This is a genomic window from Streptomyces sp. NPDC127197, from assembly GCF_042672405.1.
Taxonomy (GTDB): Bacteria; Actinomycetota; Actinomycetes; order Streptomycetales; family Streptomycetaceae; genus Streptomyces; species Streptomyces flavusporus.
On the sequence record NZ_JBHXVG010000046.1, the window covers coordinates 39,033 to 52,703 of the forward strand.

Annotated in this window: 15 protein-coding genes and 1 pseudogene; 6 read left to right on the forward strand and 10 right to left on the reverse strand. The window is 71.5% G+C overall.

Annotated elements, in window-relative coordinates:
* Nucleotides 1–13: 13 nt before the first annotated feature.
* The 3 genes from ACFVJQ_RS39120 to ACFVJQ_RS39130 form a co-directional block, all read right to left on the reverse strand.
* The gene (locus tag ACFVJQ_RS39120; RefSeq protein ID WP_385790541.1) at nucleotides 14–1,228 is read right to left on the reverse strand and encodes an acetyl-CoA C-acetyltransferase; all 1,215 of its coding nucleotides are present in this window, start codon (nucleotides 1,226–1,228) and stop codon (nucleotides 14–16) included.
* A gap of 71 nt (nucleotides 1,229–1,299) precedes the next feature.
* Complete coding sequence (locus ACFVJQ_RS39125; RefSeq protein WP_385790543.1) at nucleotides 1,300–2,436, reverse strand: CaiB/BaiF CoA transferase family protein; 1,137 nt, start codon at nucleotides 2,434–2,436, stop codon at nucleotides 1,300–1,302.
* A gap of 128 nt (nucleotides 2,437–2,564) precedes the next feature.
* Complete coding sequence (locus ACFVJQ_RS39130; RefSeq protein WP_385510048.1) at nucleotides 2,565–2,945, reverse strand: MmcQ/YjbR family DNA-binding protein; 381 nt, start codon at nucleotides 2,943–2,945, stop codon at nucleotides 2,565–2,567.
* Nucleotides 2,946–3,035: 90 nt separating this feature from the next.
* On the opposite strand from ACFVJQ_RS39130, the gene ACFVJQ_RS39135 reads away from it, so the two are divergent.
* Nucleotides 3,036–4,226 (forward strand): saccharopine dehydrogenase family protein, encoded by a 1,191-nt coding sequence (locus ACFVJQ_RS39135; protein WP_385790546.1) that lies wholly within the window; start codon nucleotides 3,036–3,038, stop codon nucleotides 4,224–4,226.
* Between the two features lie 21 nt (nucleotides 4,227–4,247).
* On the opposite strand, the gene mmpA is transcribed toward ACFVJQ_RS39135, so the two are convergent.
* From mmpA to ACFVJQ_RS39155, 4 genes are all read right to left on the reverse strand, one after another.
* Nucleotides 4,248–4,394: a morphogenic membrane protein MmpA gene (mmpA, locus tag ACFVJQ_RS39140; protein ID WP_224738197.1), complete on the reverse strand. Its 147-nt coding sequence runs from the start codon at nucleotides 4,392–4,394 to the stop codon at nucleotides 4,248–4,250.
* Nucleotides 4,395–4,470: 76 nt separating this feature from the next.
* The gene (locus tag ACFVJQ_RS39145) at nucleotides 4,471–5,163 is read right to left on the reverse strand and encodes an endonuclease V (protein ID WP_385790548.1); all 693 of its coding nucleotides are present in this window, start codon (nucleotides 5,161–5,163) and stop codon (nucleotides 4,471–4,473) included.
* Between the two features lie 51 nt (nucleotides 5,164–5,214).
* The gene (locus ACFVJQ_RS39150) at nucleotides 5,215–5,538 is read right to left on the reverse strand and encodes a plasmid stabilization protein (RefSeq protein ID WP_385510044.1); all 324 of its coding nucleotides are present in this window, start codon (nucleotides 5,536–5,538) and stop codon (nucleotides 5,215–5,217) included.
* A 72-nt stretch (nucleotides 5,539–5,610) separates the two neighbouring features.
* Nucleotides 5,611–6,732, reverse strand: coding sequence for a WD40/YVTN/BNR-like repeat-containing protein (locus ACFVJQ_RS39155; RefSeq protein WP_385790550.1), 1,122 nt, complete (start codon nucleotides 6,730–6,732; stop codon nucleotides 5,611–5,613).
* Nucleotides 6,733–6,926: 194 nt separating this feature from the next.
* Between ACFVJQ_RS39155 and ACFVJQ_RS39160 the strand changes: the two genes are divergently transcribed.
* On the forward strand, nucleotides 6,927–7,343 hold the full coding sequence (locus ACFVJQ_RS39160) for an SsgA family sporulation/cell division regulator (protein WP_385510041.1): 417 nt from the start codon (nucleotides 6,927–6,929) through the stop codon (nucleotides 7,341–7,343).
* Between the two features lie 9 nt (nucleotides 7,344–7,352).
* On the opposite strand, the gene ACFVJQ_RS39165 is transcribed toward ACFVJQ_RS39160, so the two are convergent.
* Nucleotides 7,353–7,895 (reverse strand): isocitrate lyase/phosphoenolpyruvate mutase family protein, encoded by a 543-nt coding sequence (locus ACFVJQ_RS39165; RefSeq protein ID WP_385510040.1) that lies wholly within the window; start codon nucleotides 7,893–7,895, stop codon nucleotides 7,353–7,355.
* Between the two features lie 356 nt (nucleotides 7,896–8,251).
* Between ACFVJQ_RS39165 and ACFVJQ_RS39170 the strand changes: the two genes are divergently transcribed.
* The 3 genes from ACFVJQ_RS39170 to ACFVJQ_RS39180 all read left to right on the forward strand — a co-directional run bounded on the left by ACFVJQ_RS39170 (nucleotide 8,252) and on the right by ACFVJQ_RS39180 (nucleotide 12,073).
* A complete protein-coding gene (locus ACFVJQ_RS39170) occupies nucleotides 8,252–9,874 on the forward strand; it encodes an ABC-F family ATP-binding cassette domain-containing protein (RefSeq protein ID WP_385510039.1) in 1,623 nt (540 codons plus the stop codon).
* A gap of 230 nt (nucleotides 9,875–10,104) precedes the next feature.
* Entirely contained in the window at nucleotides 10,105–10,881 is a 777-nt protein-coding gene (ddaH, locus tag ACFVJQ_RS39175; RefSeq protein ID WP_129802393.1) for a dimethylargininase, read from the forward strand.
* A gap of 217 nt (nucleotides 10,882–11,098) precedes the next feature.
* Nucleotides 11,099–12,073 carry an acyl-ACP desaturase gene (locus ACFVJQ_RS39180; RefSeq protein WP_385510038.1) on the forward strand — a complete coding sequence of 325 codons (975 nt, stop codon included), beginning with the start codon at nucleotides 11,099–11,101 and terminating at the stop codon, nucleotides 12,071–12,073.
* 41 nt (nucleotides 12,074–12,114) lie between these two features.
* Here ACFVJQ_RS39180 and ACFVJQ_RS39185 read toward each other — a convergent pair whose 3' ends face one another.
* Nucleotides 12,115–12,360 (reverse strand): WhiB family transcriptional regulator, encoded by a 246-nt coding sequence (locus tag ACFVJQ_RS39185; protein WP_385510037.1) that lies wholly within the window; start codon nucleotides 12,358–12,360, stop codon nucleotides 12,115–12,117.
* A gap of 255 nt (nucleotides 12,361–12,615) precedes the next feature.
* Between ACFVJQ_RS39185 and ACFVJQ_RS39190 the strand changes: the two genes are divergently transcribed.
* Nucleotides 12,616–13,410, forward strand: coding sequence for a VOC family protein (locus tag ACFVJQ_RS39190; protein ID WP_385790554.1), 795 nt, complete (start codon nucleotides 12,616–12,618; stop codon nucleotides 13,408–13,410).
* Nucleotides 13,411–13,416: 6 nt separating this feature from the next.
* Here the strand turns inward: ACFVJQ_RS39190 and ACFVJQ_RS39195 are convergent.
* Nucleotides 13,417–13,671: pseudogene (locus ACFVJQ_RS39195) on the reverse strand (IS200/IS605 family accessory protein TnpB-related protein); the annotation flags it as partial.

The following is a 13,671-nucleotide window of genomic DNA, read 5'->3' on the forward strand; positions in this document are numbered from 1 at the left end:
TTGCCGCTGGGGGTCAGATGCGTTCGACGATCGTGGCGATGCCCATGCCGCCGCCGACGCACAGGGTGGCGAGGCCGTACCGCTTGTCCTGGCGCTCCAGTTCGTCGACGAGGGTGCCGAGGATCATCGCGCCGGTGGCGCCGAGCGGGTGGCCGAGGGCGATGGCGCCGCCGTTGACGTTGACCTTGTCCAGCGACAGGCCCATCTCCCGGACGAAGCGCAGGACGACGGCGGCGAAGGCCTCGTTGATCTCGACGAGGTCGATGTCGTCGATGGTCAGCCCGGCCTTGGCGAGCGCCTTGCGGGTGGCGGGCGCGGGTCCGGTGAGCATGATGGTGGGCTCGGAGCCGGACACTGCGGCGGACACGATCCGCGCGCGCGGGGTGAGGCCGTAGCGCTCGCCGACCTCCTTGGAGCCGATCGCGACGAGGGCGGCGCCGTCCACGATGCCGGAGGAGTTGCCCGCGTGGTGGACGTGGTCGATCTTCTCCACCCAGTGGTACTTCTGCAGGGCCACGGCGTCGAAGCCGCCCAGGTCGCCGATGTCGGCGAACGACGGCTTCAGCTTGGCCAGCGAGTCGGCGGTGGTGCCGGGGCGCACATGCTCGTCGTGGTCGAGGACGACCAGGCCGTTGCGGTCCTTCACGGGCACGAGCGAGCGCTCGAAGCGGCCGTCCTTCCACGCGGTGGCCGCCCGCTCCTGCGAGAGGGCCGCGTACTCGTCGACGTCCCTGCGGGAGAAGCCCTCGATGGTGGCGATCAGGTCGGCGCCGATGCCCTGCGGCACGAAGTTGACGGCGAGGTTGGTCATCGGGTCGTTGAACCAGGCGCCGCCGTCGGAGGCCATCGGCACCCGGGACATGGACTCGACGCCGCCCGCGAGGACCAGGTCCTCCCAGCCCGAACGCACCTTGGCGGCGGCCAGGTTGACGGCCTCCAGACCGGAGGCGCAGAAGCGGTTCTCCTGCACGCCGGCCACCGTGTCGGGCAGCCCGGCGGCGACGGCGGCGATCCGGGCGATGTCGGAGCCCTGGTCGCCGACCGGGCCGACGACGCCGAGCACGATGTCGTCGATGGCGGCGGGGTCGAGGCTCGGGAAGCGGTCGCGGAGCTCGTGGATGAGCCCGACGACCAGGTCGATGGGCTTGGTGCCGTGCAGGGCGCCGTTCGCCTTGCCGCGTCCGCGCGGGGTGCGGATCGCGTCGTACACGTACGCTTCGGTGGTCACTGGGGAGGCCTTTCGATGAGGGTTTGTCGAGGTGGCGGGGTCTGCGGGGGCTGCGGGCAGCGGACGCCGGGTCAGGTGCCGGGCTCCGTCAGTCCGGGTACGTCCCAGTCGCGGGCCACCTCCGCGGTGTCGGCGCCCGGCTGTGCGGGTCCGCTGCGGACGGCGGTCGGGGTGGCGGAGAACCGGGGCGCGGGGGCGGGCTGGGTGATGCCGTCGTGGTCGGTGAAGGTGCCGCGGGCGGCGAGGTGCGGATGGTGCGGTGCCTCGCGCAGCGACAGGACGGGGGCCACGCACGCGTCGGAGCCCTCGAAGACGGCCGTCCACTCCTGCCTGGTACGGGTCTTGAAGCGGGCGGCGACCGTCTCGCGCAGCTCGGCCCAGCGGGAGACGTCCTTGCGGGCCGGGGCCTGGTCCGCGATGCCCAGCAGGTGCACGAACTCGTCGTAGAACTGCTGCTCCAGGGCGCCGACCGCCATGTACTGGCCGTCGGCCGTCTCGTACGTGCCGTAGAAGGGGCAGCCGCCGTCGAGGAGGTTGGCGCCGCGCCGGTCCTGCCACCCGCCGGCGGCGAGCATGCCGTGGATCATCGCGGCGAGATGCGAGGCGCCGTCCACGATGGCGGCGTCGACGACCTGGCCGGTTCCGGTGGCGCGGGCGTGGTGGAGGGCGGCGAGGACGCCGACGACGAGGTAGAGGGAACCGCCCGCGTAGTCGCCGACCAGGTTGGCGGGGACGGCCGGGGGTTCGTCGGGGCGGCCGATCATGCCGAGGGTGCCGGTGAGCGCGATGTAGGCGATGTCGTGGCCGGCGCGGGGGGCGAGGGGGCCGTCCTGGCCCCAGCCGGTCATGCGGCCGTAGACGAGCGCCGGGTTGCGGGCGTGGCAGGCCTCGGGGCCGACGCCGAGGCGCTCGGCGACGCCGGGACGGTAGCCCTCGATCAGGATGTCGGCGCGGGCTGCCAGGTCCAGGACGCGGGCCGGGCCGTCCGGTGACTTGAGGTCGACGATCACCGAGCGTTTGTTGCGGTTGGTGATGTCGTGGACGGGGTCGACGGCGAGTCCGGCGCCACCCGGGCGGTCGACGCGGACGACGTCGGCGCCGAGGTCCGCGAGAAGCATGGCGGCGAAGGGGCCTGGGCCGATACCGGCCAGCTCGACCACGCGTACGCCGGTGAGCGGGCCGTGCGGTGGCGTCTTTGCCGTGGTCATCCAGCCCCCTGTGCTGTGACACAACTGATGTAACACCGGTGATGGTAAGAACACGTTTCAGTGGACACAAGGCCTGGGGCGAGCAAGCGCTTAGCCACGCGCTGCGGAGCTGGTGAGCGCCGACGCCGTCAGTGTCCGTCCAGCTCCGCTATCAGGCGCTTGGGTGCGATGGCGCGGTAGCTCTCCTCCACCCAGTCGCAGAGCAGTTCCGCGCCGGGGGCGCCCTTCGGCTCCAGGGGGATGCGCACCCAGCCGGACCTGCCCAGGCCGTACCCCGCGAGTTCGGCGCCGGGAGACGTGAGGGCGTGGGCGTGGCTCGTCTCGTCCTTGAGCTTGACCGTGAGGCCCAGGGGGTAGCTGCCGTCGTCCACGCCGAGGAAGACGAACACCTTCTTGTTGACCTTGGCGACACTCTCACCCCACGGGAACTCCTCCCCCGCACCGGGCAGCCCGAGCGCGAACTCGCGCACTTTCTCCCACTTCTTCAGGGCGTTCGCGGGTACGGCCACCGTCCACCTCCGGCCTCGTCGTCGGGCTGCGCACCCCTCACGCTAGCCTCAGCCACCGACAGCGGCGCGGGCTGAGGAGCGAGAGGTGTCATGAGCAGGCTGAACAGGACGGATCGTCCGTACGACATCGTGCTCTTCGGAGCCACGGGCTTCGTCGGGACACTCACGGCGGAGTATCTCGCCGCCCATGCGCCGAAGGACCTGCGCTGGGCGCTCGCCGGCCGCAGCGAACTGAAGCTGGCCCGGCTGCGGGAGCGGCTGCGGGAACAGGCACCGGGCGGCGCGGAGATCGGGGTGCTGCGGGCCGATGTGTCCGAACCGGCCTCGCTGCGCCGGCTCGCCGAGCACGCGCGCGTGGTGGCCACCACGGTGGGTCCCTATGTGACGTACGGCGAGGAACTCGTCGCGGCCTGCGCGGACACCGGCGCCGACTATCTCGACCTGTCGGGCGAGCCCGAGTTCGTCGATCTGACGTACGTCCGCCATGACGCACGCGCGCGTGAGACGGGTGCCCGGCTGGTGCACGCCTGCGGTTTTGACTCGGTGCCGCACGACCTGGGCGTGTACTTCACGGTCCGGCAGCTGCCGCAGGGCGTACCGCTGACGGTGGACGGGTTCGTGACCGCCGATGCGGCCTTCTCGGGCGGCACGTTCGCCTCCGCGCTGAACCAGTTCTCACGGGCCCGGCAGATGACGGCCGCAGCACGGGACCGCCGGCGCCACGAGCCGCGGCTGATGGGGCGGCGGGCGGCCACGCCGACGGGTGCTCCGCGGTTCGCCCCGGAGGTGGGCGCCTGGGCGCTGCCGCTGCCGACCATCGACCCGCAGATCGTGCGCCGTTCGGCGCGGTCGCTGGACCGGTACGGCCCCGACTTCCGCTACCGGCACTACGCGGCCGTACGGCATCTGCCCGTCGCCGTCGGCGGCGTGGCGGCCGTCGGCGCGCTCGCCGCGGCCGCCCAGCTGCCCTCCGCCAGGCGCTGGTTGTCCGACCGGCTGAAGCCCGGGGAAGGGCCGAGCGCCGAGAGGCGGGCGAAGAGCTGGTTCTCCGTGCGCTTCGTCGGCGAGGGCGGCGGCCGGCGGGTGTTCACCGAGGTCGCGGGTGGTGATCCCGGGTACGGGGAGACGGCGAAGATGTTCGCCGAGTCGGCGCTGTCCCTGGCCTTCGACGACCTGCCGCCGACGGCCGGTCAGGTCACCACGGCGGTGGCGATGGGCGACGCGCTGACCGAGCGGCTGCGCGCGGTGGGGATCACGTTCCGGGTGGTCGCCAGCCGGTGACCCCGTCCTGCCGGGCCACTCCTAGAACGACCACTCGGCCAGCGTGTAGATCATCCCGCCGATCCAGGCGAGCCCGGCGAGGACGGCCAGCAGCAGCGCGAGCGTCACGGCCCGCTCGACGGGCCGGCTGGGGTGGGCGAGGGGCTTGGGGGCACGGTGCGTCGTCATACGGCACAGCCTGCCGATCATGCCGGCGCACCGGATATCCGTACTCGTACTCAGGCGGGAGTGAGTAGGTGGCCGTTCAGCCGGCGACGGCCTCTCGCAGTGCCCGCCGGCACAGGGAGTCCGCGCGACGGGTCGACTCCGGCAGCCGGTAACGCGGGGTCAGCCGCAGCACATGCGCGCAGGCGGTGTCCAGGTCGACGCGGTGGCCGACGGACACGAAGACCGGCTTGACGCCGTCCCGGGTGCGCAGGGCGCAGCCGACCTCCTCCCTGCCCGCCAGCAGCGGGGCCGACGATCCACGCCGGGACTCCGGGTCGTCGTAGGTGAAGGTGAACGGGTTCTTGGCGACGCCGATCGTGGGCAGGCCGGTCAGGACGCCGAGGTGGCTGGCCAGGCCGAAGCGGCGCGGGTGGGCCCGTCCGTAGCCGTCGCAGACCACCAGGCCGGGCGGGCAGGGCAGGGCCTCGAGGGCCGCCAGGACGGTGGGGATCTCACGGAAGGCGAGCAGGCCGGGCACGTACGGGAAGGAGATCCGCCCGACGGCCGTGCCCTCGGCGACGACCGCGAGGGTGGCCGCGTCCAGGACGACGGCCGCGGCCGCCACCGTGTCCCGCTCGTCGTCGTAGGCGACGTCGACGCCGGTCACATGACCCGTTCCCGGCGGCGGCCCCGGCTCGTCCAGCACCACCCGCTCGCGCAACTCGTCCTGGACCACGCGGGCCTGTTCCTCGGTCGCGGGCCAGCCCGCCGGAATGCGTACGGTCGTCATGGTGGGGACGAGAGTACGGGGAAGACGGCCGACGACCGGATACCGGGCCGGTCACTTGCCGAGGGCGCGCTTCAGCTGCTGCTTGTTCATGTCCGAACGGCCATGGATGTTGCGCTGCTTGGCCTCCTCGTACAGCTGGTCGTAGGTGGGGCCCTCAGACCCCTTGCCGGACCGCTGACCGCCCCGCTTGCCGGACGACATGTCCTGGGTCGAGGTGCGGCTCGCGGTCTTCGACTCGCCGGACCGGCCACGTTCCTTGTTCACCGTCCGCGCCGCGATCTCCTTGGCGCGTTCCGTGCTCTCTCCCCGGTCCTGCGCACTCTCCTTGATGTGCTCGTACTGGCGTTCCCGCTTGGAGCTCGAACCGCGTGGCATGTCCGCTCACTCCTCTCGCGTCGTGCGAAACGAGTACCCCCATCCCGGGCGCATGCGGCACACGCGGCGCGGTCAGCTCTCCAGACGGGCGACGCGGCCCCGCTCCCCGGCGGCCCAGCAGCCCAGGTCGGCCGTGCAGTCCACGGTGTCGTACGAGCCCGGGTCGACCGTGCGCCAGGTGCGGCCGCCGTCCGTCGTCAGGTCCGTCCCCGTCGGGCCGACCGCGAGGGCGGCCGTGCGGCTGTGCGGGAGCCACGCGACGCCGGAGCGGTAGGCGGGCGGGGGTGCAGCGGCGGGACGCCAGGTGCGGCCGCCGTCTGAGGAGTGTGCCGCGGCCTGCGGAGACGTCTGGTCGGGACGGTAGTCGCCGCCCACCGCCAGGCCGTGCGTACGGTCCCGGAAGGCGAGCGCGAAGACCCCGCGGGCCGGGTCGCCCGCCGGGAGCGGCATGTCGGTGGCCGTCCAGGTCAGCCCGCGGTCGGCGGAGTGCAGCACGCGCGCGCGTGCACCCCCTCCGGTGGCCAGCCAGACGTCCCGCGACCCTGCGGAGACCAGACACTGCCCGCTCGCGGCGAACCCGGCCTCACCCGTCAGGGCGGGCGGCATCCCTGCATCGGGCAGCACCGTCCAGGAGCGTCCGCCGTCGCTCGTGGACAGGATCCGGAACCTGCCGTCCACGGGGTCGCTCATCGCGAGGCCGTGGCGGCTGTCGAAGAAGGTCATGCAGTCGTAGAAGGCCCGCGCGTCGGTGTTGCGGAAGGACTCCGTCCAGGTCAGCCCTCCGTCGTCGGTGCGGTACACGCGGGAGGCCTCGCCCTCACCGATGGCCAGCACCACGGCGCGCCGCGCGTCGAACGCCTCGATGTCCCGGAACTGCAGATCGCCGGCGCCGTCCGGCGAGACGTTCCGCCAGCTCGCCCCGCCGTCCGTCGTGCGCAGGACGGTCCCGCCGGTCCCGGACACCCAGGCGACCTTCCGGCTGACGGCCGCCAGACCCCGGAAGCGCACGTCCGGGGTTCCGCTGTCCTTGAGTTCCCAGTGCGGCGCCCGGTGTTCCGGCTCGTGCGCCAGTGCCGGTACGGCCGTCAGGGCGGCCAGCGCCGCCCCGCACACCAGGCCCGCGACCACCGCCCGGCCCGTACGTCCCGCCCGTGTCCCCCGTGCCGTCCGCCGCGTGCTCCCCAAGCGCCTCATGGCGGGCGAAGCTAGTCCACCGCCCCGGCGCCGTCCAGAGGGCCGGGAACCGGCCCCGTCGCCCCGCACGCGACGGGGCACGGTGACGGACGTCACTCCGTACCGGTGTGCACGGAGGCGCCGATTCCGTCGTCTCACCCAGTGCCCGGCCTCATCCCCGGAAGTCCGTTCCGCCGTCACAAGGGAGCAAGGCGTTGTCCACCGTCATCGAGCAGGCCGTCGAGGCCCGCCTCGTCGCCGCCGCGCCGCGGATGCCGAGCATCCCCGCGACGCTGTGCTACGACACCAGCGATCCGTTCGCCATCCGTATGGCCTTCCCGGCCCAGGCCACGCTGGAGGGCGAGGAGGTCTGCTGGACCTTCTCCCGCGAGCTGCTCGCGGCCGGCCTCCACGACCCCGAGGGCCACGGCGACGTACGCGTACGGCCGTACGGCTACGACCGCACCGTGCTGGAGTTCCACGCCGCCGAGGGCATCGCCGTCGTCCACGTCCGCTCGGGCGAGCTGCGCCGGTTCCTGCAGGCGACGCGCGTTCTGGTGCCCGAGGGCCTGGAGCACGCGTACCTGGACCTGGACCACGATCTCGCGGAGCTGATGCGGGACGCCTGCTGAACAGTCCGGCTAACGGCTGCGGCCGAGCAGCGAGTTGAGCTCGCCGTAGTCCAGACCGCCGGCCAGCGACTCGTACGTCCCCGCGTCCAGCAGCTCCCGCGCGGCGCGGCGGACGACGGCGCGCGCGGCCTGGGCCAGGCCGGCCCCCACGCTCACGCGCGCGACCCCGAACGCGGCCAGTTCGGTCACCGGCGGTGCGCCGGGACCGGCCATCACGTTCAGCGGACCGTCGACACCGTCGGCGAGCAGCTTCACGGTCCCCGGATCGACGGCCCCGGGGACGAAGATGCCGTCCGCACCCGCGGCGAGGTAGGCGGCGGCCCGCTCCAGGGTGTGTTCCACTCCCCCGGCACCCCTGAGGAACGTGTCGACCCGGGCGTTCACGAACAACGGCACGCCCGCCCCGTCCGCGGCCTCGCGCGCGGCGCCGGCGTCCTCGACGATGCGGGCGCTGGCGGTGTCCCAGGCGTTCGGCAGGACGAGCGGACGGCCCGGGACATGCAGGGAGCGGAAGGTCAGGGCGCGGTCGCGGAGCGGGTTCTCGTTGGTCATGCGGCCCACTCAACCAGCGGACCGGGATCCGGGCTGGCAGGAATCCGACATCGAGCCGGGGCACCTTGGCCCACGCGTTATTCCGTTGACAGCCGTGAGCCCTCCTCGTACGGTTTACAGCGGTTCTGTTGCCGTCGATTGGAGAAGGACGTTGCTCGTCTGAGGTCCTGAGACACCGCGTCACACACACAGGTGTGTGCGCTGCGTGCGACCTCGGCGTTCGAGCCGTCCTTGCGGAGCAGGGCCTTTCTCATGCCCCCTCTTCCCTTGGGCTCTCCACGGCCCCGCGATGGTCGCCGCCTTCCGGTGTCTCGATACGCGTTGCCCTGACCACATCAAGCAACCGCGAGGCCCGTATGCATACTTCCCTCACCTGCACCTCCCTCACCTTCGCCTGGTCCGACGGCACCCCCGTCTTCGAGGGCCTCGACGTCTCCTTCGGCGCCGGCCGGACCGGGCTCGTCGGTGTCAACGGATCAGGAAAATCAACCCTGTTGAAGCTGATCTCCGGGGAGCTCACCCCGGCCGACGGCGCGGTACACGTCGCGGGCGAGGTCGGCTACCTCCCGCAGAACGTCACGCTCGACACCGCGCTGCGGGTCGACGAGGCGCTGGGCATCGCCGACGTGCGGGCCGCGCTGCACGCCATCGAGGCGGGTGATGTGGCCGAGGAGCACTTCGAGACGGTCGGCGACGACTGGGACATCGAGGAGCGCACCCTCGCCACCCTCGGCGAACTCGGCCTCGGACACGTCGCGTTGGACCGCACCATCGGAGAGGTCTCCGGCGGCGAGTCCGTCCTGCTGCGGCTGGCCGCGCTGCTGCTGCGCCGACCGGACGTACTGCTGCTGGACGAGCCCACCAACAACCTCGATCTGTACGCACGCAAACGGCTCTACGCGGCCGTCGCGGCCTGGCCGGGGGTGATGGTCGTGGTCAGCCACGACCGTGAACTCCTCGAACTGGTCGACCAGATCGCCGATCTGCGCTCCGGGGAGATCTCCTGGTACGGCGGGAACTTCTCGGCGTACGAGGAGGCCCTCGCCATCGAGCAGGAGGCGGCCGAACGCATGGTGCGCGTCGCCGAGGCCGACTTCAGGAAGCAGAAGCGTGAACTGGCCGACGCCCAGGTCGTGTTGGCCCGTCGTAAGCGGTACGGGCAGAAGATGTTCGACAACACGCGCGAGCCTCGGGCGGTCATGAGAATGCGCAAACGCACGGCCCAGGAGTCGGCCGGCAAGTACCGCATCATGCACGAGGAGAAGCTCGCCGAGGCCAGAGAACGGCTCGACGAGGCGGTGGAGGCCGTACGGGAGGACGACGAGATCCGCGTCGACCTCCCGTACACGGCGGTGCCGGCGGGCCGGACCGTGCTCACCCTGCGCGACCTGGAGCTCGTGTACGGCGCGCGTGTCGAGGGCGGCTTCGATCTGTACGGTCCCGAGCGGATCGCGCTGATCGGGCGCAACGGCGCGGGCAAGACGACGCTGCTGCGCACCATCGCCGGGGAGCTGGATCCGGTGTCCGGCGAGGCGACGGCACACGTTCCGCTGCGGTTCCTGCCGCAGCGCCTCGACGTCCTCGACGGCGGGCTCACCGTCGCCGAGAACGTGGCCCGGTTCGCGCCGGGCGCCACCAACAACCGGATCCGGGCGCGGCTGGCCCGCTTCCTGTTCCGGGGTGCCCGCGCCGACCAGCAGGCGGCGACACTGTCCGGCGGCGAGCGCTTCCGGGCGACACTGGCCGCGCTGATGCTGGCGGAACCGGCACCGCAGCTGCTGATGCTGGACGAGCCGACGAACAACCTGGACATGGCGAGCGTACGACAGCTCACCACGGCCCTGGAGTCGTACGAGGGGGCGCTGATCGTGGCCAGTCACGACCTGCCGTTCCTGGAGTCGATCGGCATCACGCGGTGGCTGCTGCTCGACGGAGAACTCACGGAAACCACGCCGGAAGCTGTCGGGTTGCCCGCCTGAGCGCTCCGCCGGAAGTACCGCACCGGACTTCGCGAAGGCCGCCTGGCTGCGTGCGTGAGCGAGTGCAGGGGCGTGACCGCCAGGCGGTCACGCCCCGCGCTCAGTACGCCCCCGCCCCTCGCCGGAGGGCTGTCGTCGCCCAGAATGGGCCCTGCATCATGGGCGCCGGCACCCCGACGGGTTTCGGCCACGCAAGTCCACAACGTTCCACCCGATACGGAGACCTCCTCGTGCCCAGCAAGAAGGCCCTCGTCCGCCGCCCCAGCCCCCGCCTGGCCGAAGGACTCGTCACCCACGTCGAACGCATGGACGTGGACGTCGACCGCGCGACGGAGCAGTGGGAGGCGTACGTGGAGGCGTTGCGCACGCACGGCTGGGAAACCATCGAGGTGGACCCGGCCGACGACTGCCCCGACTCCGTGTTCGTCGAGGACACGGTGGTGATGTACAAGAACGTCGCTCTGATCGCGCGCCCCGGCGCCGAGTCCCGCCGGGACGAGACCGCGGGCGTCGAGGAGGTCGTGGCGCGCCTGGGCTGCTCGGTGAACTGGGTCTGGGAGCCGGGCACTCTGGAGGGCGGCGACGTGCTGAAGATCGGCGACACGGTCTACGTGGGCCGCGGCGGCCGTACCAACGCCGTCGGCGTCCAGCAGCTGCGTGCCGCCTTCGAACCGCTGGGGGCACGGGTGGTCGCCGTGCCCGTGAGCAAGGTGCTGCATCTGAAGTCGGCGGTCACGGCGCTCCCCGACGGCACGGTCATCGGGCACATCCCGCTGATGGACACGCCGTCGCTGTTCGGGCGCTTTCTGCATGTGCCGGAGGAGTCCGGCTCCCATGTGGTGCTGCTCGGCGGCGACAAGCTGCTCATGGCGGCCAGCGCCCCGAAGACCGCCGAGCTGTTCAAGGACCTCGGGTACACGCCGGTCGTCGTGGACATCAGCGAGTTCGAGAAGCTCGAGGGCTGTGTGACATGCCTCTCGGTGCGACTGCGGGAGCTGTACGCCTGATCGGACGACGCCCTCACCGGCCAGCCCCGGGACCAGCGCGTCCCGGGGCTTTTTGCGGTCCGGGAGCCTGCGGAAGACCGCCTGAACAGCGGTTCCTTTACGGCACGCTTAACCTACGGCTTCGTAACCTACGGATTCGTAGCCTACGATCGCGTAGGTTCCCGGCATCGCACGCCGGTTCCACCGGTTTTTGGTTCCACGTCCCCCTGGAGTACCCGTGACGATCACCTCTTCCCACCTCGGCAGCCCCTCCGTCTGGACCGATGCCCGGCTGCTGCACGCCCTGGAGGAAGTGGTCGAGAAGGAGCTCAACCGGCATCTGAAGGTCGCCAAGGACTGGATGCCGCACGAGTACGTGCCGTGGACCGACGGCCGCAACTTCCCCGGCCTCTTCGAGGACGGCGAGGCCTGGGACAAGGAGCAGTCCAAGGTCACCGAGATCGGCCGTATCGCCCTCGTGGTGAACCTGCTGACCGAGGACAACCTGCCCAGCTACCACCACGAGATCGCCACGCTCTTCGGCCGTGACGGGGCCTGGGGCACCTGGGTGCACCGCTGGACCGCCGAGGAGGGCCGGCACGGCATCGTGATGCGCGACTACCTGCTCACCTCGCGCGCGGTGGACCCGGACAAGCTGGAGCAGTTCCGCATGGCCCACATGAGCGAGGGCTTCGAGTCGGACAACCGGCACTCGATGCTCCACTCGATCGCCTACGTCGCCTTCCAGGAGCTCGCGACCCGTATCTCGCACCGCAACACCGGCCACCAGTCCGGCGACCCGGTCTGCGACCGCATGCTGGCGCGCATCGCGACCGACGAGAACCTGCACATGGTCTTCTACCGCAACCTCCTCAAGGCGGCCTTCGAACTCGCCCCCGACCTGACCATGCAGGCGGTGCGGGACGTCGTCGTGGACTTCCGCATGCCCGGCCACGGCATCCCCGGTTTCGAGCGGGCCGCCGCGCAGATGGCCATCGGCGAGGTCTACAACCTGCGCATCCACCACGACGACGTTCTCCAGCCGGTGCTGCGCTTCCTGAAGGTCCTGGAGATCGACGGCCTCGGCCCCGAGGGCCTGAAGGCCCAGGAGGAGCTCGGCCTGTTCATGAACGGCCTGGACGCGGAAGCCCTGAAGTTCGACGAGAAGCTGGCGGCACGCAAGGCACGGATGGCGGCCCGGGCCGGAGGCTGATCCCCGCACACCGGGCGGAGCCCGGCCGGATCACCCGCTGCTCAGTGCGGGGTACGCCGGAGCTGGAGCCGCTCCTTCTCGGACAGTCCGCCCCACACGCCGAAGCGCTCGTCGTTCGCGAGGGCGTACTCGAGACAGGCGGAGCGCATCTCGCACATGCCGCAGATGCGCTTCGCCTCACGCACCGAGCTGCCCGGCTCGGGAAAGAAGAACTCGGCCCCGGTCTGTGCGCACAGGGCCTGGGCCTGCCAGGCGGTGGCGGCCGGGGTGATCGTCTGGAAGTGCATGGTCCCGAGCATTCCGTGCGGCGAAAAACGTTCGATCAACGCGGGATCAACGCCGCGTCCGAGGGCCGCCGGCCGCCTCGATGGTGACCGTGCGGACAAGCCGGCGCACGGCGGCGCGCAGAGGGGTGCGGAAACGAGGCGGATGCCCTGCGTCGCCGTGGTGACGGCACGGCGTGGTTCCCGCGGCGATTGTCAGTGGGCGGTGCAAGACTCGGCACTGCACGCAACGGGTCCCCTTTCATGAGGAGGGCGAGGATGCTCACCACCCGTTATGTCAACGGCGCTCCCAACTGGATCGACCTCGGCACGACCGACATCGAGGGCGCCACTTCCTTCTACGGCGGTCTCTTCGGCTGGCAGTTCCAGTCGGCGGGCCCCGAGGCCGGCGGCTACGGCTTCTTCCAGCTGGACGGCAGGACGGTCGCCGGCGGGATGCAGAACCCCGCGGAGCAGGGCCCGCCGTCCTGGACCGTGTACTTCCAGAGCGCGGACGCCGCGGCCACGGCCAAGGCCGCCGAGCAGGCGCACGGCAGCGTGCTCGTGGAGCCCATGGATGTGATGGGCCAGGGCCACATGGCGATCCTCGCGGACTCGAAAGGGGCGCCGTTCGGCATCTGGCAGCCGGGGCAGCTGGGGGGCGTGGACGTACTCAACGAACCCGGCTCGCTGTGCTGGCTGGAGCTCTACACGCCGGACCTCCCGGCCGCCGCCGGGTTCTACAACGCGGTGCTCGGCTGGGAGACCTCGTCCGTCAGCTTCCCCGGCGGCTCGTACACGTGCGTGAACCCCGCCCGCGAGGGGGAGGATGCCATGTTCGGCGGCCTGGTTGCACTGGCCGACGATCCCACGGAGGCGGGGTCGGACCCCTACTGGCTGCCGTACCTGGAGGTCACCGACACGGACGCCACGGTCGCCACGGCCCAGGAACTGGGCGGCAGTGTCCGGATGCCCGCGACGGACGTGCCCGACGTCGGCCGCATCGCCAAGCTCACCGACCCGTACGGCGCCCGCTTCGCGGTGATCAGGAGCGCCGCCCCACAGCAGAGCTGACCGTTCCTATGGACTGAGCGGGAGTGAGTCCTGTTGCCAGGATTCATGCTCAGCCGAACGCCCCGAACGGTGTTGGGCGTTCTGGTTGCCCGCGTTCGCTCCACAGTCCGGCGGCACGCATCGTGTGCGTGGTCCGGGAATGCGGGGGCGGGCTCCCTCACGCCCAGGGGTGCCCCATCCGGCCTGGACGGTCCGATGCCCCACGCGATCGCTCTGGTCGGGTGGGGGCGGTGTCGTCCGTCGCCGGATCGGGTGCCCTTG

Excerpts from the sequence above, each read along its gene's own strand:
- ACFVJQ_RS39190 (WP_385790554.1), top strand. The coding sequence starts at position 12,616 with ATGCTCACCACCCGTTATGTCAACGGCGCTCCCAACTGGATCGACCTC.
- ACFVJQ_RS39170 (WP_385510039.1), top strand. The coding sequence starts at position 8,252 with ATGCATACTTCCCTCACCTGCACCTCCCTCACCTTCGCCTGGTCCGAC.
- ACFVJQ_RS39150 (WP_385510044.1), bottom strand. The coding sequence starts at position 5,538 with ATGCCACGCGGTTCGAGCTCCAAGCGGGAACGCCAGTACGAGCACATC.
- ACFVJQ_RS39185 (WP_385510037.1), bottom strand. The coding sequence starts at position 12,360 with ATGCACTTCCAGACGATCACCCCGGCCGCCACCGCCTGGCAGGCCCAG.
- mmpA (WP_224738197.1), bottom strand. The coding sequence starts at position 4,394 with ATGACGACGCACCGTGCCCCCAAGCCCCTCGCCCACCCCAGCCGGCCC.
- ACFVJQ_RS39165 (WP_385510040.1), bottom strand. The coding sequence starts at position 7,895 with ATGACCAACGAGAACCCGCTCCGCGACCGCGCCCTGACCTTCCGCTCC.
- ACFVJQ_RS39135 (WP_385790546.1), top strand. The coding sequence starts at position 3,036 with ATGAGCAGGCTGAACAGGACGGATCGTCCGTACGACATCGTGCTCTTC.
- ACFVJQ_RS39145 (WP_385790548.1), bottom strand. The coding sequence starts at position 5,163 with ATGACGACCGTACGCATTCCGGCGGGCTGGCCCGCGACCGAGGAACAG.
- ACFVJQ_RS39125 (WP_385790543.1), bottom strand. The coding sequence starts at position 2,436 with ATGACCACGGCAAAGACGCCACCGCACGGCCCGCTCACCGGCGTACGC.
- ACFVJQ_RS39155 (WP_385790550.1), bottom strand. The coding sequence starts at position 6,732 with ATGAGGCGCTTGGGGAGCACGCGGCGGACGGCACGGGGGACACGGGCG.